24 protein-coding genes are annotated in these 26,827 nt (G+C 70.5%); 15 read left to right on the plus strand and 9 right to left on the minus strand.

Going from position 1 to position 26,827, the window contains the following annotated elements; translation table 11 throughout:
* Nucleotides 1-25: 25 nt before the first annotated feature.
* From HCJ93_RS21900 to HCJ93_RS21925, 6 genes are read right to left on the minus strand one after another with little or no spacing between them, the layout of a single operon-like run.
* A complete protein-coding gene (locus tag HCJ93_RS21900; RefSeq protein ID WP_167997482.1) occupies nt 26-310 on the minus strand; it encodes a hypothetical protein in 285 nt (94 codons plus the stop codon).
* Nucleotides 307-1,170, minus strand: a complete 864-nt coding sequence (locus HCJ93_RS21905; RefSeq protein WP_309141473.1) for an immunity 49 family protein — start codon at nt 1,168-1,170, stop codon at nt 307-309. The genes HCJ93_RS21900 and HCJ93_RS21905 overlap by 4 nt, the downstream gene beginning before the upstream one ends.
* Nucleotides 1,167-3,752: a hypothetical protein gene (locus HCJ93_RS21910; RefSeq protein WP_167997483.1), complete on the minus strand. Its 2,586-nt coding sequence runs from the start codon at nt 3,750-3,752 to the stop codon at nt 1,167-1,169. Before HCJ93_RS21910 ends, HCJ93_RS21905 begins: the two co-directional genes overlap by 4 nt.
* Nucleotides 3,749-4,141 carry a DUF6507 family protein gene (locus tag HCJ93_RS21915; RefSeq protein WP_167997484.1) on the minus strand — a complete coding sequence of 131 codons (393 nt, stop codon included), beginning with the start codon at nt 4,139-4,141 and terminating at the stop codon, nt 3,749-3,751. Before HCJ93_RS21915 ends, HCJ93_RS21910 begins: the two co-directional genes overlap by 4 nt.
* A 58-nt stretch (nt 4,142-4,199) precedes the next feature.
* Nucleotides 4,200-4,511, minus strand: coding sequence for a pore-forming ESAT-6 family protein (locus HCJ93_RS21920; protein ID WP_167997485.1), 312 nt, complete (start codon nt 4,509-4,511; stop codon nt 4,200-4,202).
* 55 nt (nt 4,512-4,566) lie between these two features.
* Nucleotides 4,567-4,899: a hypothetical protein gene (locus tag HCJ93_RS21925; RefSeq protein ID WP_167997486.1), complete on the minus strand. Its 333-nt coding sequence runs from the start codon at nt 4,897-4,899 to the stop codon at nt 4,567-4,569.
* A gap of 273 nt (nt 4,900-5,172) precedes the next feature.
* On the opposite strand from HCJ93_RS21925, the gene HCJ93_RS21930 reads away from it, so the two are divergent.
* The 3 genes from HCJ93_RS21930 (at nt 5,173) to HCJ93_RS21940 (ending at nt 9,996) form a co-directional block, all read left to right on the plus strand.
* Nucleotides 5,173-5,793, plus strand: a complete 621-nt coding sequence (locus HCJ93_RS21930) for a DUF7691 family protein (protein WP_167997487.1) — start codon at nt 5,173-5,175, stop codon at nt 5,791-5,793.
* Between the two features lie 153 nt (nt 5,794-5,946).
* Nucleotides 5,947-6,282 carry a hypothetical protein gene (locus HCJ93_RS21935; protein WP_167997488.1) on the plus strand — a complete coding sequence of 112 codons (336 nt, stop codon included), beginning with the start codon at nt 5,947-5,949 and terminating at the stop codon, nt 6,280-6,282.
* 540 nt (nt 6,283-6,822) lie between these two features.
* Entirely contained in the window at nt 6,823-9,996 is a 3,174-nt protein-coding gene (locus HCJ93_RS21940) for a CHAT domain-containing protein (RefSeq protein WP_167997489.1), read from the plus strand.
* Between the two features lie 131 nt (nt 9,997-10,127).
* On the opposite strand, the gene HCJ93_RS21945 is transcribed toward HCJ93_RS21940, so the two are convergent.
* The gene (locus HCJ93_RS21945) at nt 10,128-11,948 is read right to left on the minus strand and encodes a bifunctional metallophosphatase/5'-nucleotidase (RefSeq protein WP_167997490.1); all 1,821 of its coding nucleotides are present in this window, start codon (nt 11,946-11,948) and stop codon (nt 10,128-10,130) included.
* A gap of 171 nt (nt 11,949-12,119) precedes the next feature.
* Between HCJ93_RS21945 and mshD the strand changes: the two genes are divergently transcribed.
* From mshD to pstB, 11 genes are all read left to right on the plus strand, one after another.
* Nucleotides 12,120-13,046 (plus strand): mycothiol synthase, encoded by a 927-nt coding sequence (mshD, locus tag HCJ93_RS21950; protein WP_167997491.1) that lies wholly within the window; start codon nt 12,120-12,122, stop codon nt 13,044-13,046.
* 463 nt (nt 13,047-13,509) lie between these two features.
* Complete coding sequence (locus HCJ93_RS21955; protein WP_167997526.1) at nt 13,510-13,911, plus strand: GntR family transcriptional regulator; 402 nt, start codon at nt 13,510-13,512, stop codon at nt 13,909-13,911.
* Entirely contained in the window at nt 13,908-14,795 is an 888-nt protein-coding gene (locus HCJ93_RS21960; RefSeq protein WP_167997492.1) for an ABC transporter ATP-binding protein, read from the plus strand. The genes HCJ93_RS21955 and HCJ93_RS21960 overlap by 4 nt, the downstream gene beginning before the upstream one ends.
* On the plus strand, nt 14,792-15,781 hold the full coding sequence (locus tag HCJ93_RS21965; RefSeq protein WP_167997493.1) for an ABC-2 membrane transporter-related protein: 990 nt from the start codon (nt 14,792-14,794) through the stop codon (nt 15,779-15,781). The genes HCJ93_RS21960 and HCJ93_RS21965 overlap by 4 nt, the downstream gene beginning before the upstream one ends.
* Before the next feature lie 292 nt (nt 15,782-16,073).
* Complete coding sequence (locus HCJ93_RS21970; protein WP_167997494.1) at nt 16,074-18,308, plus strand: RNA degradosome polyphosphate kinase; 2,235 nt, start codon at nt 16,074-16,076, stop codon at nt 18,306-18,308.
* Nucleotides 18,289-19,515 carry a CHAD domain-containing protein gene (locus HCJ93_RS21975; protein WP_167997495.1) on the plus strand — a complete coding sequence of 409 codons (1,227 nt, stop codon included), beginning with the start codon at nt 18,289-18,291 and terminating at the stop codon, nt 19,513-19,515. The genes HCJ93_RS21970 and HCJ93_RS21975 overlap by 20 nt, the downstream gene beginning before the upstream one ends.
* A gap of 135 nt (nt 19,516-19,650) precedes the next feature.
* Nucleotides 19,651-20,115 (plus strand): NUDIX hydrolase, encoded by a 465-nt coding sequence (locus tag HCJ93_RS21980; RefSeq protein ID WP_309141475.1) that lies wholly within the window; start codon nt 19,651-19,653, stop codon nt 20,113-20,115.
* Between the two features lie 189 nt (nt 20,116-20,304).
* Nucleotides 20,305-21,432 (plus strand): phosphate ABC transporter substrate-binding protein PstS, encoded by a 1,128-nt coding sequence (pstS, locus tag HCJ93_RS21985; protein ID WP_167997496.1) that lies wholly within the window; start codon nt 20,305-20,307, stop codon nt 21,430-21,432.
* Nucleotides 21,433-21,565: 133 nt separating this feature from the next.
* The gene (pstC, locus tag HCJ93_RS21990; protein ID WP_167997497.1) at nt 21,566-22,570 is read left to right on the plus strand and encodes a phosphate ABC transporter permease subunit PstC; all 1,005 of its coding nucleotides are present in this window, start codon (nt 21,566-21,568) and stop codon (nt 22,568-22,570) included.
* Nucleotides 22,567-23,625 (plus strand): phosphate ABC transporter permease PstA, encoded by a 1,059-nt coding sequence (gene pstA / locus HCJ93_RS21995; RefSeq protein ID WP_167997498.1) that lies wholly within the window; start codon nt 22,567-22,569, stop codon nt 23,623-23,625. The genes pstC and pstA overlap by 4 nt, the downstream gene beginning before the upstream one ends.
* Nucleotides 23,626-23,659: 34 nt before the next feature.
* Entirely contained in the window at nt 23,660-24,436 is a 777-nt protein-coding gene (pstB, locus tag HCJ93_RS22000) for a phosphate ABC transporter ATP-binding protein PstB (protein WP_167997499.1), read from the plus strand.
* A gap of 134 nt (nt 24,437-24,570) precedes the next feature.
* On the opposite strand, the gene HCJ93_RS22005 is transcribed toward pstB, so the two are convergent.
* On the minus strand, nt 24,571-25,569 hold the full coding sequence (locus HCJ93_RS22005) for an inorganic phosphate transporter (protein ID WP_167997500.1): 999 nt from the start codon (nt 25,567-25,569) through the stop codon (nt 24,571-24,573).
* 7 nt (nt 25,570-25,576) lie between these two features.
* Nucleotides 25,577-26,197 carry a DUF47 domain-containing protein gene (locus tag HCJ93_RS22010; protein ID WP_167997501.1) on the minus strand — a complete coding sequence of 207 codons (621 nt, stop codon included), beginning with the start codon at nt 26,195-26,197 and terminating at the stop codon, nt 25,577-25,579.
* Nucleotides 26,198-26,412: 215 nt separating this feature from the next.
* Between HCJ93_RS22010 and HCJ93_RS22015 the strand changes: the two genes are divergently transcribed.
* Entirely contained in the window at nt 26,413-26,784 is a 372-nt protein-coding gene (locus HCJ93_RS22015) for a metal-sensitive transcriptional regulator (RefSeq protein WP_167997502.1), read from the plus strand.
* Nucleotides 26,785-26,827: the final 43 nt, after the last annotated feature.

Raw genomic sequence — 26,827 nt, forward strand, 5'->3', positions numbered from 1 at the left:
CGCGGCTATCACGTATTCGAACCTATCATCGGGAAGTTGGGCTGCTGGACGGCGAGGCGGACGGCACGGACTGCGGTCCCGTGGGGGATGCGTAGGGCCCTTCCTTCATCACCCGATGCGAGATGAAGGACCACCCGACGCACCCGGCACACGCCACCGCGGCGATCACGATGCCGGCGAACAGCTTCCCCAACCGCTCGTCGAACGTCCTTCGCTGCCGCAGCGGCCCGAAGAGCAGCGCATCCCGCAACCTCCGCCGCCGCACGGCCACGGATTCGAGAAGCTGGTTGTCGTAGTCCTGCGCGGTCATGTGGGGAACTCGCCGTACCAGTCACGCTGGAGAAGGTGCTGCGGGAGGTACTCCGACTCGACATTGATGGGAAGGCCGCCGTCGTGCGCCCAGCAGGCGATGGCGAGAGGGCCGAGGGCGATGGCGCCGTCAATGTGCCCTGCCCTCTCCTCCGTCAGCGTCCAGTACTGACGGTGCCGTTTCAGCGCCTCTTCCAAGGCGGGGCTGAAGCCGGCCTCGTCCCTGCGCACGAAGTGATAAAAGAGGTTGATCGGCGGGTAGAGAATCCCTTCCAGAAGATCGGGCGGCGCAATGCGGGCCACAGCAGGATTTGATGCCTCAAGCGTCGCCGTGAGCTTCTCGACAATCCCCGGCCGACGCAACCAATAGGTCTGCAGTGTGTCGACCCAGTGATAGATGTACTCGTCGTACTGACCTTCCGGCGCCCGCAGGCGCTCCAAGGGCACCTCACACAGTTGCGCCATTCGCTGCGCGTCGCGGCAGATGACAGCCAGCCAGAACGCAGTCAGCCAGGCCCCCGCCTTCGCGGTCGAGAGCGGTCCGTTGTACGGCAGCCTGCGTACCTTGTGGTGAATTCGGCACTCGAAATGACCGTTCTCACTCCCCGTCGCGGTGAAGAGCGCCGCGCCTACCTGCATGGCCGTGACGGCAGCTTCCCACGTCTCAACCATGTCGGCTGTCGGGTCAAGGAGACAGCGCGCGCGCAGGTGCATCACGGCGGTATTGAAAGTGGAATCGATGACCGCCGTCGACTCTTCGAGATCGTCGATCGATTCGATCAGATACGTTCCCAACTGCTCCGCGAGCCGCTCGGCACCGATGTCCAGAAGCAGCTCATGCCGAGCAATGTGTACGGTCACGAGAGAGTCCCCTTGCTGATGTCGAACCGACGATACGCATACCCAGTGTACGTCCCGGAGTTGATCTGGCCCTTGACAACGACGTACTCCAGCTTGCCCTGTCTCAGCGCCTTCTCGATATCCCGGACCAGCTTGACCTCACCACGCATTTTCATGTACTCGAGAATGTCCTGGAAGTATTCTCGACTCCCCTGGGAAACAGCACGACCGTCAGGCAGTTTACGTGACCCTAGATCGGTCCGGACGCCACCCTTTGCCTCGATGACGACTATTCGACCATCGGCATGCTTCCACACCTGGTCAAACTGATCATTCCCGTTCTTGGGACCCAGAAGTGGCTGCTCTTCGAAGTCCGGGTACCGCTCCGCCATGTAGTGGTGCCTGGCGATTTGTTCGCCGAACTCCTCCGAGGCGTCGCGCATTGCGGTGTGGGACTCCTTGAAGGTTCCTCGCGCTTCGCCCCACTCAGCGGCTGTTTCAGGCGTCCCATGAACCTCGTGAGCGCGTTCGGTTCTTCCCTTGAGCTCCTTGACGATGTTGTCCCACTGAACCGCGAAATGGCGCTCCCGGGTCGCATCTTCCAGGAGCTGACGTCGGCCGGCACTGCTGACGGTGTCCGCCCCCACTGACACATAGTCGTCGTCCAGGAAATGGGGCTCTGGAGCGGCTGGCGTGTCCTTGGCCAGAAGCCAAGGCCCGTCGGGAGTGATCTGGGCAAGCTGCGGAGGCGTGAATCCGCTCTCGTCGCGTACTTCCAGCCTCTTACGCCACCCCTTTTTGTTGTAGTACTTCTCGAAATACCCAGGTTCATGATTCGCTCGGTACACCTGGATCGCTTCTATCTGCTCCCGGGTCAGCGAACCAGGGGGCCCATAAGGATTTGGCCCCTCACGCATGAAGCTGGGCCGCTTGATGTCTTGCCGACTGGCCGGAAGGCCGGCACCCACGCGACCGCCATCGTCCCCGCCGGCGGCGATGGCACCGTCGCCGGCCGCACCCGACCCATGGGAACCGGTGCCTCCACGGCCACCCACGCCGGCAGCTTCACCGCCGCCGCCACCGCCTGACTGTGAGGCACTGGCGCGAGCAGCACCCTCGCCCACGGGCGCCGCCGCCGCTGCGTGACCCGGACGCTCACTTCGGCTGCCGCCCGCCGCGGTGGAGTCCCCCTCGCCAGAGGGCCCGCCATCAACTCCTGCACGAGCCGTGGCCTCCGTGGTCCGCGAAGCTGCCCCGACCGGCACGAGCTCCTCGTCACGGACAGGCGTGCGCCCGAGCGGCTCCTCCTGCAGGGTGACGGAACGTTCCCTCACAGGCGCGTCCGTGACGACCTTGCCGTCCTTCATGACGACGAACTCGCCGTTCTCGATGACGAGAACGGAACGTCCCGTGTCGTCGGTGAATTGCAGGACGCTGGTCGGGGTGCGGACCTCCGGGATCGTGTTCATGCCGCGCAGGCTCTGCGTGACCTGTGCTATCCGCGGCACCGCGGCGCCGGTCACCTTGAACGCGGCACCGATCGGGTCGATCACCTCGCCCACCTTGGCGGCTGCCGCTGCTGCTCGGGCGGCTGTTCCCGCCCGGCTGGCGGAGGCGGCCTTGAGCGGTCCCACACCCAGGGTGAGCAGATTGAAGACAACCGTGCCGGTGGCGCGAGCAGGGTTCTCCTCCCACATGTCCCACGCCACCAGGCTCTTGCCGAACTCCTTGGCGTAGAGCTTGCTTTCCTGCGCGTACTTGGTCCCCAGGACCCCGCTGGGCTTCTGGCCGCCGGCCTCCATGAGGTAGACCTCCGTGCCGATGAGGGCCCGGAAGATCCCCTCCCATGCCTGCTTCGCCTGATGGGAACCGTCGAAACCGACGAGCGTGCCGATCCCCTCGACCGTCCCCCACACTCCGTCGACGATGAACCCGTCCCAGACAAAACTCTTGGCGTAGTAGCCCAAGTCCTCGGGATCCCACCAGTCGTGGCGTTCGGTGACGGGCGTGCCCCAGGGCAGTTCTTCGGCTTGGTCCAGCACTTCGGCGCTGTAGCCGTAGAACTTCTCATGGAACCATTTGATCTGCCTGTCGCCGGTGATCATCCGGTACTGCGTGCCACCGACCAGCGCACTGATCTTGTTGGCACAGGCGATCTCCGCTGCCGTGAACTCGGCCTGGGCGGCATTCACCTCGTGCAGCAGGGCCTGATGCTCTTCGACCTTCGCCTCGTCCTTGTTCCAGTTCTCGTCGAACTCACCGTTCTCGCTCTTCAGGCCCGCGACGAACGTCGCAGCATCGACCTGCAGCTGCTTCAGCTTCTTGATGATCGGAGCGACCTCGGTGGCGTACGTCCGCAGCGCGTCCGCCACCTTGTCGACCTTGTCGGCGAAGGCGTCGGCCGCATCGCTGGCCGGCTTGGTCGAGGCGAAGAGCTGTTCCGCCTCCGGTGCCTTGTAGAAGGCCGCCAGTCCCTGGAACTGCCGATGCGCCTCTCCGCCCGCCTGCCGGATGCCGTCCGCCTCCGTCATCAGCGCGTCCGTGTGCTGATCGAGCTGACTGAGATCACCCGTGAACTGCGGTATCGCTTCGGGCTTGATCACAGCCTGCCCGCCTTCCAGCCACCGGGCATGTCGGGCCTCTCGACACCGGCCGCCCGGTGCTGCAGCTCGGCCGCCATCTCCAGATCGCCCCGCTGGTACGCGGCGGTGGCCTCCACCGCACCGTTGACGGACCGGCTCACCCGCGTTCCGATGAACTGGAGTTCGTCTGCGGTGCCCACCATGAACTCGGCGAGCGCGGCGGCCACGATCCCGCCCTGCCCCTTGTGCTCCCCCTGGGCACCACCCGGTGCAAGGGTCCCCGCCGCGGTGGCCGCGCCCTGCAGGTCTTTCCCGTACGCCTGAACAATTTCGTCCAGGACCTTCATCACGTCCCCCACATGAGAGACCACGATTCCGACCCCGGACGGGGATACGTCCCATCCCGGCATGCGTCAGTCCTCGAATTCCCCGTTGTTCTGGCTGTGCTGCGCCCCCGGCGGGCACGCCTCAGCCGATGTTGTCCACCGCCGCGCGCGCCCTGGCCAGCGTCGTCTGCGCGGTCCCGTCGTTCTGCTCCATCGTGGTGCGGACGAGCCGGATGATCTCCCGCACCTCGCCGGCCGCACGGTGCCAGCGCTTCTCCTTGCCGTGGTACTCGTCGGCGACACCGTCGGCGGTGAAGTCGGCCATCGCCGCCTTCACGGCGCGGTCGCGATCGGTCAGGACGCGCTCGAGCTGGCCGATGACTCCCTGCAGGCTGATCTGCACCTCACCCGAGGCGGCGGTGTCGTATGAGCGGCGGTCCAGGTTCTGACCCATACCGGATTCCCCCTTGAAAACATTTACGTTGAACGCAGAAGCGTTATGGCCGGTGTCAGCGCGCGCCGAAGCGGGCCGCGTCGAAGTTCGCCGCGCCCATGTTCTGGTGGGCGTTGGTCTCCAGCTCCTGATCACCGGTGCCGAATGCGGTGTCCATGCCCACCTGGCCGCCCAGGATCGCGTGGAGAGAGCTGTTCAGGTCGCTGGTGATCTCGTCCGCATGCAGCTTGAACCGGTCGAACGCCGCCTTGCCCGCCCCGTTGAACTTCCCTTCGAGCGGCTCTGCCGCCTGGATCAGCCATCGGATCAGCGTGCCCAGATCGTCGACCGAACCGACCGTGCTCTTCCCGAGATTCGACAGGGTCGTCGCCCCCATGTCGAACTTCATGCTTCACCCCCGTGCGTCACCTGCGCCTCATGATCTCGAACATCCTGGCGCACGCTCGGTTGCAAACGCAATGTGGGACAGGCGAGTTGGCGCGATCGGAGCCCTATACGCGGGAGATCACACTGTTGTTCACGAACGCACCGTGGCAGACGACACTTCGTCCACCCGGCGGTCCGGCGTGTCGACGTCCACGAGCCGCCACAACTGGCGTGCACGTCACGCCTCTTGGGAAGGCGACGGGCGCTGTCAGTCCCCACCCCTACGGTGGGCCGTATGAGTTCTTCGCTGAGCGTCTACCTGCTGGATGTCGCCGCCACCCGGGCACTCGTCGGTTCCCGTGACGAGCAGTTGCTGGAGGTCATACGCAGCAACTTCGGAGACGACCTGGAGCGGGACGACGACTACTTCAAGCATCTGATCGCCGAGGGCGCTCCGACGGCGTACGAGGCGCTGTGCGCGGTCGTGCACGGGGGGCCGTTCAGCGAGAAGAGGGAGCACGCCTTCCAGTACGGCTACGCCTACCGGCGGTTGTGCTCGCTCACCGGGTCCTTCCTGGACAACTCCTGTTTCACTCCGCACCGGGGCAGCTGGCTCTCGGTGGTGGACGACGGGCTCGCGGCACTGGGCGTGACGGCGGTGTCCGTGGAGAAGTTCAGTGATGCGGATCTGCCGGCGCCGCTGCCGTACACCGACATGCCGGGGTGCGGTGAGTGGACACCGCAGGCCGTCGCGCGGGCGCTGGAGCAGTTCGAGGAGACCAAGCGGGCCGTCGACGCCTCGGGGGAGGCGCCGCCGCTCGAGCCGGAGGTGGTGGAGGCCGTGATGCAGTGCCTCGGGTGGATGCGGCTTGCGGCGGCCCGGCCGGGGTTCGGGGTGATCGGGTTCCGGTCATGAGGGCGGGCGCACGCGAGAGCGAACAAGTCCGGCTTTCAACGGATGAAATGGCGCAATCGGGGCTGGTATGCGGGCCCTGGGGCTCCATAGCTTTGCCCCCGACCACGCTCAAGCTGAACGCAACGAGCAAGGGGGAAACGAGTGAAACCGGCAGTGAGAAATCTGCTGAGAACCGCGACCGTTCTCGGCGGTGCCGCACTCCTGGCCATCACCACCGCCACGTCGGCGTCGGCCGTCACCACCGTCAGCCACGGGTCGGACCGTGCACAGGCCACGCAGTACTCGATGCGGGCCTTCGACGGTGAGCGCGACGGCAACGGGGTCTACGCCGACGCGTATCTGGCCAACGGTGCGCATGTCTCTCAGTGGGACGGCAACGGGGCCAAGGGCGACTGGGGTCCCTGGGCCACGTACAGCTCCCCGATCAAGCAGTTCCGGGTCTGCGAGGACCACGTGGGCTGCTCCGGCTGGGTCTACTGGCCGAAGTGAGCCGGGGAGCCGGGGGACGGACACGCTGAGAAGCGATGAGCAGCCGTAGGAACCCCGCACAGCGCGGACATGGCAGCGGCGGCGCCGGAAGGGATTCCGGCGCCGCCGTTCGTGTCGCGGGGCCCCTCGGGCAGAGGCCCCGCCGTGCTGCAGCAGCTGTGCCGGGACGAGGCCGGCCGGCGGTGCGGACGTTCCGCCGATCTCCGTGGTGATCAGCGCCTGTGCCCGCACCGTCGCCGGCCGCCGGGTGGCGTGGGCCCGTACGTGCGCATCAGGCCGTGGGCCCCCCGGATCGGGACCGAGGCCCGGCCCGGCCAGGATGCCCGGGCCGCCTCGCCCCGGTACCGGCCCGGGCGCGCGTCGCGCGCCACCGCTCCTGGCGGGCAACGGCATTGCCACCGCGCCGGAGGGGAAAGATGCCCCCATGATCGGACTCGACGTGGCCCTGCGCGAGCCCGCGCCCGTCTGGTCGGCGGCCGGAGCGGCCGCGCTCGCAACGCCGGCGTGCGCGAGGGCGGGCACCTGCGGAAGGCGACGCCGATGACCGACGAGCCGGACTCCCGCACAGCGGCGCAGCATCTGCTCCGGGAACGTCTCGACGACTACACAGGACAGCCCCGGGCCGACGCTCCTCTGCTCGCCGACGACACACTCACCCTCGTCTCCCGGGTCGCCACGGGCATCGTGCTGTCCCGACCCGAGGAGCCGGGCCGCGCCCTCGACCTGCCGTCCGTGCATCTGATCGCCTGCACCCGCTGGTTCCGTGGCGAGTGGCTCGACCAGGAGGACGCCTCCGCCGAACTCGGCACGGCCGTGGCCTACTTCCTGCTCCTGGCGGACGACTACCCCGATGCCGTGCCCGAGGAGCTCCTCTCCTGCCTGCCTCCGCGGGATAACGGCGAACGGTCACGCACCGGGCTCCTCGAGGGCGGTCCCGAGGCCTGGGCCCGCCACGCCATGAGCCTTCTGGCCGGAGCACGCAAGGCCCTGGGGGCCGACGCCGACGAGGGCCGGTCCGGACCTGCCCCGTCCTCCGACGACGCCGGCGCGGGCCTGGCGGGCCTCGGTGCTCCCATGATGCTGGTGCACTGTGCCGTGGCCCTGCTGCGGCTCGCGGTCGAGGCGACCAGTCCGCCCTCCGATCCGCGCCACACCTTGTACCGGGTCAGCCTGGCCCAGGCACTGCGTCTGTTCGAGGACTGGCCCGCTCGGCCCGACCTCGTCGCGGAAGCCGAGCGGTGCCTCCGCCAGGCCGCTCTGGACCCTCCCCCCGCGGAACCCCACCGCATCGCCTACCTCGCCACCCTCGTCGACTTCCTCACCGACCTGGCGGACGGCACGGCCGACCTGAGGCACCTCGACGAAGCAGTGCGCCTGGGGAGCCCCGGGCTGACGGAGGACACCGAGCCGTTCCAGTCGATCGCTCTGCTCATCGCCGTGGCCCGGGCGCTGCACGGCCGGTTCTCCGCCCTCGACACGCTCGCGGACCTGCGCATGTCGGTCGACCTGTACCGAAGAGCCGTGGCCCTGGCCCGGGACCATCAGCCGGACATGTACGAGTCCGCGCTGAGCTGTCTGGCGGTCTCGCTCAACGACCTGTACGTACGCACCAAGGACGAGCGCTTCGGCACCGAGGCCGCCGACACCCTGCGCACCGCGATCGCGGCGGCCGGCCCCGGCCGGGCGACGGCGGTCATGGAGTCGAGGTTCCTGCTGGCCGCCACGCTGGCCACGCTGGCCCGGCTCACCGGACGCTCCGACCGTCTCGACGCGGCCTTCGCGGCGCTGCGTTCCGTGCGGCCCGGACGGCACGACCGGTCCACCCTGCGGGCCCGGACGTACGGCCTGGCCGGGGAACTGCACCGGCTCCGCTACGAGGCGACGGGGGCGCAGCGGGAACTGCGGCGCAGTGAACGGGCCTACCGCCGCGCCGTCGCACACCTGCCGCGCGGCAACGCCGACCTCGGCGCCTACCTGGCGGCGCAGGCGGTGACCTGCTTCACCCGGTGGCAGGCGACGGGAAACGCCCGGTTCCTGAGGAGGGCTGCGGCGCTGTACGAGCAGGGCATGCACAGCACGGTCCTGCCGGCGGGGCACCGGCTGCCCGCAGCGTACGGATACGCGCGCAGCCACGCGCTGCTGGGCGATGCCCGGCAGGCGCTGTCCGGCTACCGCGCGGCGATGGGGTTGCTGCCGCTCGCCGCCTGGCACGGCCTGCCGCACGACGACCGCGCGCATGTGCTGGCGACGTCGGTCTTCCAGCTGGCCGGCGAGGCCGCCGCGACGGCCCTCGACCTCGGCGAGAAGTTCCTCGCGGTCGAACTCCTGGAGGAGGGCCGGGGCGTACTGATGCGGCAGGCGCACAACGAACGGGCGGGTACGGCGTTGCTCGCCCGCGAGGTTCCCGAGCCGCTCCGCGAGAAGGTGCATGAACTCAACAGCATCCGCGCCCGGCTGGACACCGGTGCGGCCGTTCCCGGCACCGTCCCGGACGGGAGACCGGCCGCTCCCGCGGGTGTGGCGGCAGCGGCTCTCGACGCGGACGAACGGCAGCGTCTGAACCGGCGCTGGGATGCGCTGGTGGACGAGATCCGGCGGGCCGAGGGGTTCGCCGACTTCCTCCGTCCGCCCTCCTGGCAGCGACTCGCGCGGGCCGGCGCACACGGTCCGGTGGTCGTCGTGAACATCGCGGAGTCGCGCGGCGACGCGCTGATCATCACCTCTGAGCGCGGTCTCGAGCACGTCCGGCTTCCGGACGTGGACCGCGCGGCCGTGACCCGGCAGACGAGGCTGCTGAGCAGGGCGCAGAAGCTGCTGGAGGAGGATCCGCCCGAGGCACACCCGCTGTTCCTCGACGTCCTCGGCTGGCTGGGGCGCCACATCGCCTCACCCGTGCTGGAGCGGCTGCACCGGGTGGAGCCCCTCTTCCGGGACGGCTCGGGCGACCAGGGCGCTGCCTCCCGCCTCTGGTGGTGCCTCACCGGGCAGCTCTCCTTCCTCCCCCTGCACGCGGCGATGCTGCCGGACGGCACCTGTGTCGCCGATCACTGCCTCTCCTCGTACACCCCCACGGTCCGGGCACTGCTCGCGGCCCGTTCCCGGCCCGCCCAGCAGTGGCCGCCCCGGCTCCTGCTCGCCTCCGTCCCCCATGTCGCGAGCGGTGACCGGCCGTTGCCCCATGTGCACGACGAAGTGGCGAGACTGACGCGGCATCTTGCTCCGGCGGTGCCCCTCACCGGTCCGCAGGCCACCCGCCGGCAGATCCTCGCCGAGCTGCCCCGCTGCTCGTGGTTCCACTTCGCGGGCCACGCCGAGCAGCGCCCGCCGGGCCGGGGCGGGGCCGCGCTGTACTGCTGGGACGCGGAGGAAGCGGACAGTGCCCCGCTGACGGCCGCCGACATCGCCGCCCTGCGCTGCGAGAGAGCGGAGCTGGCGGTCCTCTCGGCCTGTGAGACCGCCCTCGGTGATCCCGATCTCGCGGACGAGGCGGCCCATGTCGCCGGCGCGCTGCAGACCGCCGGGTTCCGCCACGTCATCGCGACGCTCTGGCCGGTGAGCGACACCCGCGCCCCGCAGGCGACGGACCGCATCTACGAAGCCCTGGCCTCGGGGGCCCCGCCCGCGGCCGCCGCCCACGAGGTGCTGCTGCGGCTGCGCGCCGCCCGGCCGGACGCCCCCGTGCTGTGGGCTCCGTATGTGCACGTGGGCCCCTGACACGGCACGGCGCCCCCGACGGGTCCGGCAGGAGGGGACGAGCGCCGGGAGGGAAGTCCTCCGGCCTCGGTCTCTCGGCGGGCCCGTCGAGGGCGCCAGGGTTGTCGCGCGGTCGTCCCGTGCGTGGCGGGCTAGTTCACGACCGTGATCCGGTCCGCCTTCGGCGGGGCGATCGGGCTGGTGGGCGAGGAGTTGGCCGTCAGGTACTGCTCCAGGGCCTTCAGGTCGTCGTCCCCGACCAGCGGGTTGGTGCCCTCGGCCAGGGTCGGGAAGTTGTCGCCGCCGCCCGCGAGGAAGCTGTTCATCGCGACGCGGTAGGTGGCGGACTCGTCGATCGGCTGGCCGTTGAGCCTGATGGAGTCGGTGACGACGCGGTCGGCGCCCGACTTCGTCAGGTCGAGGGTGTAGGTGAAGCCGTCGGAGACCTGCAGGATCTTCGGCGCCGCCTCGTTGGCGCCGCTCACCTGCTCCTTGAGCACCTGGATGAGCTGGGCACCGGTGAGGTCCTGGAGGTTGACGGTGTTGGCGAACGGCTGGACCGTGAACGCCTCGGCGTAGGTCACCACTCCGTCGCCCTCACCGGACTGCGCCGCGTAGGTCAGCGGGGCCCGGATGCCGCCGGGGTTCATCAGCGCCAGGTCGGCCTCGGCGTCCAGCGTCTTGGCGTAGGTCAGCTGGGCGTCGGCGATCAGGTCGCCGAGCGGGGACTCGGTGCCGGTGTTGCCGATGTCGGCGGAGATGTAGCCGACGGGGCGGTTGCCGATCGGGGCGGCCAGGGTGTTCCACTTGTCGATCAGCCTGGTCATGTCCGGCGCCTTGGGCACGTCCCGGGTGACCACGTGGTTGGCGGACTTCACGGCCGTGCGCACGATGTCACCGGTCGCGCGGTCGTAGGTCAGCGTGGTGTCGGTGTAGAGACGGCCGAAGGACGCGGCCGAGGTCACCATGCGCGGCTTGCCCGCCGGGTCGGGGACGGTGCACACGTAGGCCGCGTGGGTGTGGCCGGTGACCAGCGCGTCCACCTCGGAGGTGACGTTCTTGGCGATGTCGGTGATCGGGCCGGAGATGCCGTCGCCCGCACCCGGGGAGTCGCAGTCGTAGTTGTACGACTCCGACGCCGGGAAGCCGCCCTCGTGGATGAGCGCCACGATGGACTTCACGCCCTTGCGGCGCAGCTCCTTGGCGTACTTGTTGATCGTCTCGACCTCGTCCTTGAAGGACAGGCCCTTGACGCCCTCCGCCGAGACGATGTCCGGGGTGCCCTCGAGGGTCACGCCGATGAAGCCGACCTTGACGCCCTGCTTCTTCCACACCCAGTAGGGCTTGAGGATGGGCTTCTTGGTCTTCTCGTCCAGGACGTTGGCGGCCAGGTACGGGAAGTCGGCGCCCTTGAACTTCTTGTCGGTGTAGCAGCCGTCGGTGGGGTGGCAGCCGCCCTTCTGCAGCCGGCTCAGTTCCTTGGCACCCTCGTCGAACTCGTGGTTGCCGACGGAGGTGACGTCCAGGTCGAGCTTGTTGAGCGCCTCGATGGTGGGCTCGTCGTGGAAGAGGCCGCTGATGAGCGGGGAGGCACCGACCATGTCGCCGCCGGCCGCGGTGATGGAGTAGCGGTGGCCCTTGCGGGCCTCGCGCAGGTGGGTGGCGAGGTACTCGGCACCGCCCGCGTCGATGGTCGTCGTGCTGCCGTCCGGCTGGAGTTCGGTGACCCGGCCCGAGGAGCCGGTCGGAGGCTCCAGGTTGCCGTGCAGGTCGTTGAAGGACAGAAGCTGGATGTCCTGGTAGCGGCCGGGGTGGCCGTGCTTGCCCTTGTTCGCGTGCTGTTCGCCCGCGTTGGCCGACCCGGGCAGGGCCGCCGCGGCCAGCGCACCGGCGGTGAGGACTCCGGCGGCGGTCGCGAGAAGACGGGTGGTACGGCGTCTGCGGCGCGGGTGCGCCGGGGATGTGGCTGGCATACGCCCCCCTGTGGGTCTGAGTGGGTCGGGGCGCAGCCTAGAGTCAACGCGCGTAGCGCGACAGGGGTTTCGGGGTTACATCCCGGTTTATCTTTCACGGAGCGCGGCCGGCCGATTTCCCGGCGGGCGATACCGGCCGTTCTGCGCGGGCCTGGCTTTACCCTCGTACGCATGACCAGCGACGACATCGCACGGCCCGGCCGCCCCCGCTCGCTCCAGACCTGCACCGCGCTCTCCCCGGAGCAGGTCGAGGCGGTGCTCGCCCTGCTCGAACAGGCCGCCGCCGTCGACGGACAGCAGGCGGTGTCCGAGCAGGGACGGCTTCAGCTGCGCGGCGGCGAGCGGGAGGGCGTCTCCCATCTGCTGCTCACCGTCGACGACGAACTCGTCGGATACGCCCAGCTGGAGGACACCGACCCGGTGGAGCCGCCGGCCGCGGAGCTCGTCGTGCATCCCTCGCACCGCGGGCACGGGCACGGTCGGGCACTGGGGGCCGCGCTGCTCGCCGCCTCCGGCAAGCGGCTGCGGGTGTGGGCGCACGGCGGCCACGCCGCCGCCCGGCACCTGGCGCAGGTCCTCGGTCTCACCCTCTTCCGCGAACTGCGTCAGATGCGGCGCCCGTTGGCCGGTCTCGACCTGCCGGACCCGGTGCTGCCGGAGGGCGTGACCATCCGCACCTTCGTGCCCGGCCAGGACGACGCGGCCTGGCTTGCGGTGAACGCGGCCGCCTTCGCCCACCATCCCGAGCAGGGCTCCCTCACCCAGCGCGACCTCGACGACCGCAAGGCCGAGCCCTGGTTCGACCCGCAGGGCTTCTTCCTCGCCGAACGGGAGGGCCGGATCGTCGGCTTCCACTGGACCAAGGTGCACGCCGAGGAGCGGCTGGGCGAGGTGTACGTGCTCGGGGTGAGCCCGGAGGCCCAGGGCAGCGGCCTCGGCAAGGCGCTCACCACGATCGGGCTGCGCCATCTGGCGGGGCTGGGCCTGCCGACGGCGATGCTGTACGTGGACGCCGACAACAAGGCGGCGGTGTCGGTGTACGAGCGGCTGGGCTTCGTGACGCACGAGGTGGACCTGATGTACCGGACGGAGACGTGAGGGTGCGTTGGGCCGCGAGGCGAGGCCGGAGGCTCCGGTAGGCCGGAAGCTCCGGCAGGCCGGAGGCTCCGGCCTACCGAGGATCCGGTCAGCGGAGGCTTCGGTCGGCCGAGGCTTCGGTGAGCCGGTACTTCGGTGAGCCGAGCCCCCGGGGACGACAGACTTCGGTGAGCTGCGGCTTCGTTCGCACGACCGTGCCCGGCGTCCGCCAGGACACCGTCCGCCGGACCAGTCGCACCAGCACTGCCGCGGTCCGCGGCCCCGTCGCCCTCGCCGGCACGACGGCCGCCGCCGTCGTGGTCACTCGCACCCGAGCCACGGCCGTGGAGAACCCGGGATCCGGTGGCCGCCCCAGCGGGTGCTCACGGTCACCTCGCCGTGACCGGAACACGATCACAGTTGACTTTCCGGCAGGCTTCCACCACCCTTTCACTACTTAATTAGTGAAAGGGTGGTGCAGGGAGTGGTCGACTACCGGATCGACCGGCGCAGCGGCGTGGCCACCTACGTCCAGATCGTGCAGCAGACCAAACAGGCCCTGCGCCTGGGCCTGCTGATGCCGGGGGACAAGCTGCCCACGGCCCGCGAGGTCGTCGAGGCCACCGCCGTCAATCCCAACACCGTGCTGAAGGCCTACCGCGAACTGGAGCGCGAGGGCCTGGTCGAGGCCCGGCGCGGACTCGGCACCTTCGTCCGGCGCTCGCTGGGCGCCGCCCCCGCCGACTCCCCACTGCGCGCGGAGCTCGAGGACTGGGCGGCCCGGGCCCGCGAGGCCGGCCTGGAGCGCGAGGACGTGGCCGCGCTGTTCACCGCCGTACTCGACACCCAGTTCCCCCACCGGACCGCTGAGGGAGACCCGTCATGACCGAACCCGCGATCGAGGCAGCCGCGCTCGCCAAGCGCTTCGGCAGACGACGGGACGCGTGGGCGCTGCGCGACTGCTCGTTCCGGGTGCCCGCAGGACGCGTCTGCGCCGTCGTCGGCCCCAACGGCGCGGGCAAGTCCACCCTGCTCGCCCTCGCCGCCGGGCTGCTCGTCCCCACCGAGGGCACGGTCACCGTGCTCGGTACCGACCCGGCCGCCGCCCGCCCCCGCATCGGCTTCGTCGACCAGGACAAACCGCTGTATCCGCAGCTCACCGTCGCCGAGACGCTGCGCATGGGTGCCGACCTCAACCCCGGCCGCTGGGACGCGGGCACCGCGCACGACGTGGTGGCCGCGGGCAGTCTCGACCCGGGCAAACGCATCCGGGCCCTCTCCGGCGGGCAGCGCACCCGGGTCGCGCTCGCCCTCGCCCTCGGCAAGCGGCCCGAACTGCTGCTCCTGGACGAGCCCATGGCCGACCTCGACCCGCTGGCCCGGCACGACTTGATGGGCGTGCTGATGGGGCAGGCCGCCGCGCACGGCACGACCATCGTGATGTCCTCCCACGTCGTCGCCGAGCTGGAGGACTCCTGCGACCATCTGCTGCTGCTCGGCGGCGGCCGGGTCCGCCTGGCCGGCGAGATCGACGAGGTGCTCGCCGCCCACACCCGCCTGTCCGCCCCGGCCGGAACGACGCTCGCCCCGCACCGGGTCGTCGAGACCCGCACCACCGGCCGCCAGCTCAGCGCCCTGATCCGCCCCGCAGGCCCGCTGCCCGGCGACTGGCGCACCTGCGCCCCCTCGCTGGAGGAGCTGCTCCTGTCCTACCTGCGCAACCCCGAGGCCCCCTCCTCGGCCGACACCACCACGGAGGCCGCCGCGTGACCGCCACCCTGACCACCCCGGCGGTGCTCGCCGAAGGGCACCGCACCCCGCGCCAGCTGCGCTGGCTGCTGCGGCTGCACCGCCCTGCCGCGCTCGCCTGGACGGCGTTCGTGCTGCTCACCGGCGCCGCCCTGCTCTGGCTCGGCGGCCCGCTCACCGACGCGGCCGCCCAGGCCTGGAAGGCCTACAACGCCTGCGCCTTCGGCTCGCGCTGCTCCTACGACCAGGACGCGATCCTCACCTACAAGGACACCTACACGTACACCACGTTCGCCGTGCTGGGGGCGCCCTTCCTGGTCGCCGCCTGGGCGGGCGCCGCACTGACCGGCCGCGAGCTGGAGTCCGGCACCGTCCGCCTGGCCTGGACCCAGGCCGTCTCCCCGGTCCGCTGGCTGGCCGCCCGGCTCGCCTTCCCGGCCCTGCTGATCACCGTCTCCACCGGGCTGCTGGCCTGGCTGCACCGCCGGGCCTGGACGGCGGGCGACGGCCGCATCGACACCGCCAAGCCCTGGCACGACGTCGCCACCTTCTACGCGGGCGGCGTCGTCCCGGTCGCCCTGGCCCTGGCCGGGCTCGCGCTCGGCGCCCTGGCCGGGCTGCTGCTGCGCCGCTCGCTGCCCGCGCTGGCCGCCACCGTGCTCGGGGTGGGCGCGCTGTGGGCCGCCGTGCACACCGCGATGCCGTACCTGTGGCCCACGGTCACCAAGGTCAGCGGCCTCGGCGAGGGCCCGCAGGGCGACGGCTTCATCGCCGGGGAGGGCGTCATCACCGCCGGCGGCGACCGCGTGGCGGCACCCTGCACCAGCATCTTCAACCAGGGCTGCAAGGCGGAGCTGACCGAGCTGAAGGCGGTCTCCTTCTACCGGGACTACCACCCGGTGAGCCACACCTGGCCGCTGAACCTGGTGGCCTCGGGCATCCTTCTGCTGCTCACCGCCCTGCTGGTCGTCACGGCCCTGCGCCTGGTGCGCCGCCGCACCGCCTGAGGCGTGCCGCCGGGCGGCGTACGCCCCGTACATCGAGGACGGGGCGTACGGGCCGTCCCCGTGACGTCCCCGTGGAGGACGTACGGGCCACCGCCGTGCAGGCCGTACGTCATGTCGCCGTAACCGCCGGTTCAGACGGGCTTGCGACGCTCGGCCAATGCATCGCACCGTGCCAGAGCCTTTGCCGCCCCGCGGGGGCGGCGGGCGGAACGGGGACGCCCCAGGGGCACCACCGCTCCCGCCCGCGCTTTCCGACGCGCCCGTGACGGGGTCGGCGCGGAAGAATGGGTACATGAGCCAGCCGAATGCCCAGGCACAGGTACAGCACGCCCAGCCCTCCGTGGGCTCCATAGCCGCGCACCGCCCGCACACCGTCGCGGCCGTGGTCTCCGATCTCGAACCCGACATCGACGCGGACCTGGACGGCTACGAGGAAGCTCCGCACGACGGCGCCGCCCCGCTGCCGCAGGGACGTTTCCTGGACCGTGAGCGCAGCTGGCTGGCTTTCAACGAGCGCGTCCTCGAGCTCGCCGAGGACCCGGCCACGCCGCTGCTCGAGCGCGCCAACTTCCTGGCGATCTTCGCCAGCAACCTGGACGAGTTCTTCATGGTCCGGGTGGCCGGTCTGAAGCGGCGCATCGCCACCGGCGTCGCCACCCGCTCCGCCTCCGGGCTGCAGCCGCGCGAGGTGCTGGAGATGATCTGGGCCCGCTCCCGCGAGCTGATGGCCCGGCACGCCGCCTGCTACCACGAGGACGTCGCCCCGGCCCTGGCCGAGGAGGGCATCCACCTGGTCCGCTGGAACGAGCTGACGGAGAAGGAGCAGGCGCGGCTCTTCACGCTCTTCCGGCACCAGATCTTCCCGGTGCTCACCCCCCTCGCGGTCGACCCGGCGCACCCCTTCCCGTACATCTCGGGCCTGTCGCTGAACCTGGCCGTGGTGGTGCGCAACCCGGTCACCGGCCACAAGCACTTCGCCCGGGTGAAGGTGCCGCCGCTGCTGTCCCGCTTCCTGGAGAGCTCCCCCGGCCGCTATGTGCCCATCGAGGACGTCATCGCGGCGCACCTGGAGGAGCTGTTCCCCGGCATGGAGGTGCTGGAGCACCACGCCTTCCGGCTCACCCGCAACGAGGACCTCGAGGTGGAGGAGGACGACGCCGAGAACCTCCTGCAGGCGCTGGAGAAGGAGCTCATGCGGCGCCGCTTCGGCCCGCCCGTCCGGCTGGAGGTCGAGGAGTCCATCGACCGCGAGGTCCTCGACCTGCTGGTGCGCGAGCTGAAGATCAGCGAGGCCGAGGTGTACCCGCTGCCGGGCCCGCTCGACCTCACCGGTCTGTTCCGCATCCACAGCCTGGACCGGCCCGAGCTGAAGTACCCGAAGTTCGTCGCAGGCACCCACCGGGACCTGGCGGAGGTGGAGTCCGCCTCGGCGCCCGACATCTTCGCCGCCCTGCGCAACCGGGACGTGCTGCTGCACCACCCCTACGACTCCTTCTCCACCTCCGTGCAGGCCTTCCTGGAGCAGGCGGCGGCCGACCCGGACGTGCTGGCCATCAAGCAGACCCTGTACCGCACCTCCGGCGACTCCCCGATAGTGGACGCCCTCATCGACGCCGCCGAGTCCGGCAAGCAGGTCCTGGTCCTGGTCGAGATCAAGGCCCGCTTCGACGAGCACGCCAACATCAAGTGGGCGCGCAAGCTGGAGGAGGCCGGCTGCCATGTGGTCTACGGCCTGGTCGGTCTGAAGACCCACTGCAAGCTGTCGCTGGTGGTCCGTCAGGAGGGCGACATCCTGCGGCGCTACAGCCACGTCGGCACCGGCAACTACCACCCGAAGACCGCCCGCCTCTACGAGGACCTCGGGCTGCTCACGGCCGACCCGCAGGTCGGCGCCGACCTCTCCGACCTGTTCAACCGCCTCTCCGGCTACTCCCGCCGGGAGACCTACCGGCGGCTGCTGGTGGCGCCCAAGTCACTGCGCGACGGCCTGATCTCCCGCATCGAGAAGGAGGCCCAGCACCACCGCGCCGGACGCCCCGCCTACGTGCGGATCAAGGTCAACTCGATCGTGGACGAGGCGGTCATCGACGCCTGCTACCGGGCATCGCAGGCGGGCGTGCCGGTCGACATCTGGGTGCGCGGCATCTGCGCGCTGCGGCCGGGCGTCGAGGGGCTGTCGGAGAACATCCGGGTGCGGTCCATCCTCGGCCGCTTCCTGGAGCACTCGCGGGTGTTCGTCTTCGGCAACGGCGGCGAGCCCGAGGTGTGGATCGGCAGCGCCGACATGATGCACCGCAACCTCGACCGGCGCATCGAGGCGCTGGTCCGCGTCACCGACCCGGCCCACCGGGCGGCCCTCAACCGCCTGCTGGAGACCGGGATGTCCGACACCACCGCCTCCTGGCACCTCGGCCCGGACGGCAACTGGACCCGGCACGCCACCGACGCGGACGGCAACCCCCTGCGCAACATCCAGGAGATGCTCATCGAGGCCCGGAGGCGCCGGCGTGGCTCAGCAGCACCCTGACCCGACCGCCCCGTGGGACCGCCCCGTCCCCGCGGACGCCCTGACCGGCTATCTGCGGGCCCGGGCCACCGAGTTCCTGCGCGCGCTGCGCAGGCACCGGGAGACCGGCGCGGGCGCGGCAGGACCGGGCGGTTGCCTCGAGGCGGCCAGGGCGCTGCGCCGCTCGGCCCGCCGCATCAGCGGCACCCTGCACACCTTCCAGCCTCTGCTGGCCCCGGAGTGGTCCGAGTCCCTGCGCCCGGAACTGGCCTGGATCGCCGGCACCCTGGCCCACGAGGACGCCTGCGCGGCCCGCCTGGACCGCCTGCTGCACGCGCTGCAGCGCCTGTCCGGTGCACCGGTGGTGCCGTCCCAGGCGGGCGGCGGGACGAGCGGGCGGACGGCCCCGGTCCGGCCCGCGCAGGCCCCTGCGGGACGGCCGGGCTCCAACGCCACGATCACCGGTGGGACGGTGGCCGCCGCATCCGCGAGCGACGCGGCGCCGGCGCCAGGCACCAGCGCCGGCACGGTCGGCCCCCTCCGCCCCGGCGCCCGCAGCGCCACCGCCCCCGACGGCCATCTCACCGTCGGTGCCGCCAAGGCCGGCGCCCTGCTCGACCGGCAGCTCACCCTCGCCCGCACCCGGGCGCACTCCACCGCGCTGCGGGCCCTGGACTCGTCCCGCTTCCACGCGCTCGCCGACAAGGTGGCCGTCCTGGCCAGCGAGGTGCCGCTGGCCCCGGCGGCGGGCGAGGCGGACCTGCGGCCGCTGGCCCGGGCGGCCGAGGAGCGGCTCACCGACGCGGTGGCCGCGCTGCCGCTGGTCACGGCAGGCAGCCCGGACAACGCCGAGGCCCTGATCCACGACCTCTCCCCGGCCCCGGCACCCCCTCCACAGGACACCCCCTGGCACCAGACCCGGCTGCTGCTGCGGCTGCACCGCTACGCCCGCGAGGTGCTGCTCGCCGCCCACCCCGGCGGCGAACCGCCCGCCGAGGCCCGGCTGCGCGCCGCGAGCGAGGCCCTGGACCGGCACCGGGACGCCGCCGAGGCGGCCGCGGCGGCGGCGCAGGCGGCCCGCACCCCGCGCATCGCCCCGGCCACGGCGTACGCGCTCGGCGTGCTGCACGCCGACCAGCGGCACGAGGTGGAGGCGGCCCGGTACGTGTTCCAGCGCTGCTGGCAGCAGGAGGAGCGGGAACGGTGGGAAGCCATCGGCACGGCGTGACGCGGGAAGCCGAAGGGCGTGCCGGGCATACGCGCCGGACACACCGGGCACGCCGTACCCCCCGTGCGGCACCGGCACCCACCCGGCACTCCCACCGCACCCGCACCCGCACCGCATCAAGGAGGCACACGCATCGTGGGCACCCCCGGCAGCTCCCCCCGTCCCGGCTCCCTGGTCGTCCGTGCCGCCGGGTGCGTGCTGTGGCGCCGCTCCCCGGTGACCGGCGTGCTCGAGCTCTGCCTGGTCCACCGCCCCCGGTACGACGACTGGTCCTGGCCCAAGGGCAAGCTGAAGCGCGGCGAGGACCCGCTGGCGGGCGCGCTGCGCGAGGTCGCCGAGGAGACCGGCTTCACCGCCGTGCCCACCGCCGAGCTGCCCACCGTCCGCTATCTGGCGAAGGGCCGCCCCAAGGAAGTGCGCTACTGGGCGGCCGAGGCGGTCGCCGGTTCGTTCTCCCCCAACGCCGAGGTCGACCGCATCCTCTGGCTGCCCCCGTACGTGGCCCACGCCCACCTCACCGCGCCGCAGGACGCGGATCTGATCCCCGCGCTGCTGGCGTCCCTGCGGGAGAGAAGTGACGCCCTCGCCCTGCTGGTGTGAGCGTTCCGCGGCCTCACCGCCCCGTCCACAGGGGTTCACCCCTCGTTCATTCACGCCCATCGGCGCCGTCACCTGTTCTGCCTAATTTCGGCCGTACGCGATGCGGATCGCCCGAAGAAGGAAGCATCCGCATCACTGACACCTCGCACGCCGCCGAATGCAGGACGGCGGCTCCTGGAAGGAACTCAAGTGAAGCTTCAGCGCAAGAACCGGCGGGCCCTCGCTCTCGGTGCTCTCGCCGTCTCCGGCGCCCTGGCCCTCACGGCGTGCGGCTCCGACGACACCGGCAACGCGAACGGCGGTGACGCCTCCGCCACCGCCGCGGCCGGCAACATCACGTGCGACGACGCCAAGGGCCAGCTGCAGGCATCCGGCTCCTCCGCGCAGAAGAACGCCATCGACGCCTGGGTGAAGCAGTACACCGCGGTCTGCAAGAACGTGCAGATCAACTACCGCCCGGACGGCTCCGGTGCGGGCATCACGGCATTCACCCAGGGCCAGACCGCCTTCGCGGGTTCCGACTCGGCGCTGAAGCCCGAGGAGGTGGAGGCGTCGAAGAAGGTCTGCTCCGGCGGCCAGGGCATCGACCTGCCCATGGTCGGCGGCCCGATCGCCGTCGGCTACAACGTCCCCGGCGTGGACTCCCTGGTCCTCGACGCGCCGACCCTCGCCAAGATCTTCGACAGCAGGATCACCAACTGGAACGACGAGGCGATCAAGAAGCTCAACCCGGACGCCGACCTCCCCGACCTGAAGATCCAGGCCTTCCACCGCTCCGACGAGTCCGGCACCACGGACAACTTCACCAAGTACCTCAAGGCCGCCGCGCCCGAGGACTGGAAGTACGAGCCGGGCAAGGCCTGGGAGGCCAAGGGCGGCCAGTCCGCGCAGGGCTCCTCCGGGGTCGCCCAGCAGGTCAAGCAGACCAGCGGCGCCATCTCCTACTTCGAGCTCTCCTACGCCAAGGACGGCATCAGGACCGTCGACCTGAAGACCGAGGCCGCCGAGCCGGTCAAGGCGAGCGTGGAGAACGCCACCGCGGCCATCGGCGCCGCCAAGATCGTCGGCACCGGCAAGGACCTCGCGCTGCAGCTGGACTACACCCCGTCCACCGAGGGCGCCTACCCGATCGTCCTGGTGACGTACGAGATCGTCTGCGACAAGGGCAACAAGGCGGAGACCCTGCCGGCCACCAAGTCCTTCCTGAACTACATCGCCTCCGAGGAGGGGCAGGGCCTGCTGGCCGGGGCCGGCTACGCCCCGATGCCCGAGGAGATCATCTCCAAGGTCCGCGAGACCGTTTCGGGTCTGAGCTGACCCGCGCGTGCGGCCCGGCTCCGGTGACGGGGCCGGCCCGCACCGTCCGGTGCACCGCCTCGAGGAGCCCCCGGCCGCCGGGCGGCTCCGACCGAGCCGCCCGCCCCGGCGGCTCCGCAGACCGGAGACCCCGATGGACATGACGACTCAGCAGACAGCTCCTCCGCCCCTTCCACGACCAGCACCACGGGCGCAGCGGCCCGCCGCGCGCGGCGCCACCCGCCCCGGCGACCGGATATTCCTCGGGCTCTCCCGCGGCTCCGGCGTCCTCGTCCTGGTGATCATGGCCGCCATCGCGGCCTTCCTCACCTACCGGGCGGTCCTCGCGATCAGCAAGGACGAGGCCAACTTCCTCACCGCCTTCGAGTGGAACCCCAGCGGCGTCCCGCCGCGGTTCGGCATCGCGGTGCTGGCGTTCGGCACCGTGGTGTCCTCGGTCATCGCCATGATCATCGCGGTGCCGGTGGCCGTCGGCATCGCCCTGTTCATCACCCACTACGCCCCCCGCCGCCTGGCCGGGCCCATCGCATACGTGATCGACCTGCTGGCCGCCGTGCCGTCCATCATCTACGGCCTGTGGGGCGCCCTGGTCCTGGTGCCCAGCCTGGACGGCCTCTACGGCTGGCTCGACCAGTACCTGGGCTGGACCGGGATCCTCGAATGGAACCAGGGCGCCCCGCGCTCCCTGTTCACCGTCGGCATCCTGCTGGCCATCATGATCCTGCCGATCATCACCAGCGTGAGCCGCGAGGTGTTCGGGCAGGTCCCGCGGATGCACCAGGAGGCGGCCCTGGCCCTCGGCGCCACCCGCTGGGAGGTGATCCGCATGGCGGTGCTGCCGTTCGGCCGCTCCGGCGTGATCTCCGCCTCCATGCTCGGCCTCGGCCGGGCGCTCGGCGAGACCATGGCCGTCGCCATGGTGCTCTCCCCGAGCTTCGACATCGAGGCCAGCCTGCTCGACCCCGGCGGCGGCACCTTCGCCCAGAACATCGCCGGCAAGTTCAACGAGGCGACCGAGATGGGCCGGGACGCGCTGATCGCCTCCGGACTGGTCCTGTTCGTCATCACCCTGCTGGTCAACGGCGCGGCCAGGCTGATCATCGCCCGCCGCAAGGAGTACTCGGGGGCCGGCGCATGAGCCACGCACGCGACGCACAGCCCGCCGCCGGCAGCCTGCGCGGTGCGCGCCTGCCCCGGTGGTTCCCGTGGGCGGCGGCAGCCGGATCCGTCGCCGCAGGACTGGCCGTCAGCGCCGCCGCGGGACTGCACAGCGACATCCAGTGGGCGCTGATCGCCGCCGCGCTGTTCGTCCTCGGCTCCTACGCCGTCTCCGCCAAGGTGGAGGGCCCCCGGCAGGCCAGGGACCGCACCGCGACCAGCCTGGTCTGGGTGGCCTTCCTGCTGGCCGTGGTCCCGCTCGCCTCGCTGGCCTGGGAGACGGTCGAGCAGGGCGTGAAGGTCCTGGACGGCTACTTCCTCAGCCACTCGATGGGCGTGGTCGCCGACAGCGAACCGGGCGGCGGCATCTACCACGCGATCCTCGGCACCCTGGAGCAGGTCGGCCTCGCCACCCTGATGTCCGTGCCGGTCGGCGTCCTGACCGCCGTCTACCTGGTCGAGTACGGCCGGGGCAGGCTGGCCAGGGCCGTCACCTTCTTCGTCGACGTGATGACGGGCATCCCCTCCATCGTGGCGGGCCTGTTCATCCTCAGCCTGTGGATCCTCATCCTCGGCATGGGCTACTCCGGCTTCGCCGGCTCGATGGCCCTGTCGATCCTGATGATCCCGGTGGTGGTGCGCTCCACCGAGGAGATGCTCAAGCTCGTCCCGAACGAGCTGCGCGAGGCCTCCCTCGCCCTGGGCGTGCCGAAGTGGCGCACCGTCCTGAAGGTGGTCCTGCCGACCTCCATCGGCGGCATCACCACCGGCGTGATGCTGGCCGTCGCCCGCATCACCGGTGAGACGGCCCCCGTGCTGCTGCTGGTCTGGGGGACGAACTTCATCAACGCCAATCCGTTCCAGGACCCGCAGGCGTCCCTGCCGATGTACATCTACCTGCAGTACACCAACGGCTCGGACGCGGCCTACGACCGCGCCTGGGCGGCGGCACTGACGCTCATCGCCTTCATCATGATCCTCAATCTGCTGGCCCGCGGCATCGCCCGCTGGAAGGCCCCCGAGACGGGTCGCTGACCCGGACACCGACCCGAAAGAAGCAGTGATCGCCATGGCCAAGCGCATCGACGTCAGCGGCCTGAACGCCTACTACAACTCCTTCCTGGCCATCGAGGACATCTCGATGACCATCGAACCCCGCTCGGTGACGGCCTTCATCGGCCCCTCCGGCTGCGGCAAGTCCACCTTCCTGCGCACCCTCAACCGCATGCACGAGGTCACCCCCGGCGGCCGGGTCGAGGGCAAGGTCATGCTGGATTCCGAGGACCTCTACGGCAGCGGCGTCGACCCGGTGGCCGTGCGCCGCGAGGTCGGCATGGTCTTCCAGCGCCCGAACCCGTTCCCCACCATGTCGGTCTACGACAACGTGGCCGCCGGGCTGCGGCTGAACGGCAAGTACAAGAAGTCCGACCTGGACGACATCGTCGAGAAGTCCCTCCGCGGCGCCAACCTCTGGAACGAGGTCAAGGACCGGCTGCACAAGCCGGGCGCCGGCCTGTCCGGCGGCCAGCAGCAGCGGCTGTGCATAGCGCGGGCGATCGCCGTGGAGCCGAACGTGCTGCTCATGGACGAGCCCTGCTCCGCCCTGGACCCGATCTCCACCCTCGCCGTCGAGGACCTGATCGGGGAGCTGAAGGAGCGCTTCACCATCGTGATCGTCACCCACAACATGCAGCAGGCGGCCCGGGTCTCCGACCGCACCGCGTTCTTCAACCTGGCGGCGGTCGGCAAGCCCGGCAGGCTCGTCGAGATCGACGACACCGAGCGGATCTTCTCCAACCCGTCCGTGCAGGCCACCGAGGACTACATCTCAGGCCGCTTCGGCTGAGCGGTTGCCCGGTGACCTGCCCCTGGCCCTCGCGGTGCTGCATGGCGGTGCCACCGCGAGGCCGCAGAAAGAGCCCGCCCCCGGGATCCGGGGGCGGGCTCAGGCGTCGTGCGCCGGGCAGGGCCGGAGGCGTCCTACAGGGCCACCAGTTTCACGATCCAGAAGGAGGCGGCGGCGACCGCGGCGGCGGCCGGCATGGTGATGAACCAGCCGAGGATGATGTTCTTGGCCACGCCCCACCGCACGGCGTTGATCCGCTTGGTGGCGCCCACACCCATGATCGCCGAGGTGATCACATGGGTGGTGGAGATCGGGGCGTGGAAGACGAACGCCGAACCGAACATGATCGTCGCGCCGGTGCTCTCCGCCGCGAAGCCCTGCGGCGGATCCAGCTCGATGATCTTGCGGCCCAGGGTCCGCATGATCCGCCAGCCGCCGGCGTAGGTGCCCGCGGACAGCATCACCGCACAGGCGATCTTCACCCAGACCGGGATCGGGTCGCCGTAGTCCTCGACGTCGGCGATGACCAGCGCCATCACCACGATGCCCATGGTCTTCTGCGCGTCCTGCAGGCCGTGGCCGAGGGCCATGCCCGCCGCGGACACCGTCTGCGCGATGCGGAAACCCCGCTTGGCCTTGTGCGGGTTGGACCGCCGGAAGATCCACATGATCGCGGCCATCACCAGATAACCGGCGATCAGGCCGACCACGGGCGAGACGAACATGGGGATGACGATCTTCTCCAGCACCCCGCTCCAGTAGACGGCGGTGCCGCCGGCCAGAGCCGCGCCCACCATGCCGCCGAACAGGGCGTGCGAGGAGGAGGACGGCAGACCGAAGTACCAGGTGATCAGGTTCCAGGCGATCGCACCGACCAGCGCGGCGAACAGGATCCCCATGCCCGTCGAGCCCTCGGGCGTCTCGATCAGCCCCTCGCTGACCGTCTTGGCGACGCCCGAGCCGAGGAAGGCACCGGCGAGGTTCATCACGGCCGCCATCGCCAGCGCCACCCGTGGGGTGAGGGCACGCGTCGACACGGAGGTCGCGATCGCGTTCGCCGAGTCGTGGAAGCCGTTGGTGTACGTGAAGAAGAGCGCGACCCCGATGGTCACGACCAGAGCGAAGGTGTCCATGGAGGGGTCAGGACTCCTTGACCGCGATGGTCTCCACCGTGTTCGCCACGTGCTCGAAGGCGTCGGCCGCCTCTTCGAGTACGTCCACGATCTGCTTCAGCTTCAGGACCTCGATGGCGTCGTACTTGCCGTTGAAGAGGTGGGCGAGCAGCTTGCGGTGGATCTGGTCGGCCTGGTTTTCCAGGCGGTTGACCTCGATCCAGTACTCGGTGAGGTTCTCCATGGTCCGCAGATGCGGCATGGCCTCGGCGGTCAGCTCGGCGGCCCGCGCCAGCACCTCGATCTGCTGCTCGACGCCCTTGGGCAGTTCCTCGATGTTGTAGAGGACGACCAGGTCGACGGCCTCCTCCATGAAGTCCATGATGTCGTCGAGGGACGACGCGAGGGAGTAGATGTCCTCGCGGTCGAACGGCGTGATGAACGAGGAGTTCAGCTGGTGGAAGATCGCGTGCGTGGCATCGTCGCCCGCGTGTTCCGCGGCCCGCATACGCTCTGCGATCTCGGCCCGGGCGGAGGAGTCCGCCCCGAGCAGTTCCATCAGGAGCTTGGAGCCCGTGACGATGTTGTCCGCGGAAGCGGCGAACATGTCGTAGAAGCTCGTCTCCCTGGGGGTCAGACGAAAGCGCACGTGGGGTCCTCGGGGTGCATCGGTTTCGGTCAGGCTGATGCTAGGCGCATCAACCGGCCGCGACTAACGGGCCGCCCCCCAGTGTCGCCCATCAGAAACATTGATGAGCACGGGGGCGGTCGGGCAAGGGGCCCTTGCCCGGGAAGGTTCGGTACCATATACCCACCAGGGGTATATATCACCCATGGCAGCAGCCACAGCAGCAGGAGGACGCCATGACGACCACCGAGGCCGGCGCCGGTGCGCCCTCCGCCCCGGACGTGACCGAGGAGACGCAGGACATCGTCACCGACCACGACCGCGGCGTCCACGGCTATCACCAGCAGAAGCAGGAGCACCTGAAGCGACTGCGCCGCATCGAGGGCCAGATCCGCGGCCTGCAGCGGATGGTCGACGAGGACGTCTACTGCATCGACATACTCACGCAGGTGTCCGCCTCCACCAAGGCGCTGCAGTCCTTCGCGCTGCAGCTGCTGGAGGAGCACCTGCGGCACTGCGTCGCCGACGCGGCCCTCAAGGGCGGCGACGAGATCGACGCCAAGGTGAAGGAGGCCACACAGGCCATCGCCCGCATGATGCGTACCTGACGCATCCGACCGGGCACGTGCCACGCCCGACGGCACCGCGGCG

Origin of the sequence: Streptomyces composti (assembly GCF_012034205.1) — a bacterium.
Classification (GTDB): Bacteria; Actinomycetota; Actinomycetes; order Streptomycetales; family Streptomycetaceae; genus Streptomyces; species Streptomyces composti.

Coding starts and splice junctions, on each gene's coding strand:
- HCJ93_RS21900 (WP_167997482.1), bottom strand. CDS start 310: ATGACCGCGCAGGACTACGACAACCAGCTTCTCGAATCCGTGGCCGTG.
- HCJ93_RS21915 (WP_167997484.1), bottom strand. CDS start 4,141: ATGCCGGGATGGGACGTATCCCCGTCCGGGGTCGGAATCGTGGTCTCT.
- HCJ93_RS21920 (WP_167997485.1), bottom strand. CDS start 4,511: ATGGGTCAGAACCTGGACCGCCGCTCATACGACACCGCCGCCTCGGGT.
- HCJ93_RS21925 (WP_167997486.1), bottom strand. CDS start 4,899: ATGAAGTTCGACATGGGGGCGACGACCCTGTCGAATCTCGGGAAGAGC.
- HCJ93_RS21930 (WP_167997487.1), top strand. CDS start 5,173: ATGAGTTCTTCGCTGAGCGTCTACCTGCTGGATGTCGCCGCCACCCGG.
- HCJ93_RS21940 (WP_167997489.1), top strand. CDS start 6,823: ATGACCGACGAGCCGGACTCCCGCACAGCGGCGCAGCATCTGCTCCGG.
- HCJ93_RS21945 (WP_167997490.1), bottom strand. CDS start 11,948: ATGCCAGCCACATCCCCGGCGCACCCGCGCCGCAGACGCCGTACCACC.
- mshD (WP_167997491.1), top strand. CDS start 12,120: ATGACCAGCGACGACATCGCACGGCCCGGCCGCCCCCGCTCGCTCCAG.
- HCJ93_RS21960 (WP_167997492.1), top strand. CDS start 13,908: ATGACCGAACCCGCGATCGAGGCAGCCGCGCTCGCCAAGCGCTTCGGC.
- HCJ93_RS21970 (WP_167997494.1), top strand. CDS start 16,074: ATGAGCCAGCCGAATGCCCAGGCACAGGTACAGCACGCCCAGCCCTCC.
- pstC (WP_167997497.1), top strand. CDS start 21,566: ATGGACATGACGACTCAGCAGACAGCTCCTCCGCCCCTTCCACGACCA.
- pstA (WP_167997498.1), top strand. CDS start 22,567: ATGAGCCACGCACGCGACGCACAGCCCGCCGCCGGCAGCCTGCGCGGT.
- pstB (WP_167997499.1), top strand. CDS start 23,660: ATGGCCAAGCGCATCGACGTCAGCGGCCTGAACGCCTACTACAACTCC.
- HCJ93_RS22005 (WP_167997500.1), bottom strand. CDS start 25,569: ATGGACACCTTCGCTCTGGTCGTGACCATCGGGGTCGCGCTCTTCTTC.
- HCJ93_RS22015 (WP_167997502.1), top strand. CDS start 26,413: ATGACGACCACCGAGGCCGGCGCCGGTGCGCCCTCCGCCCCGGACGTG.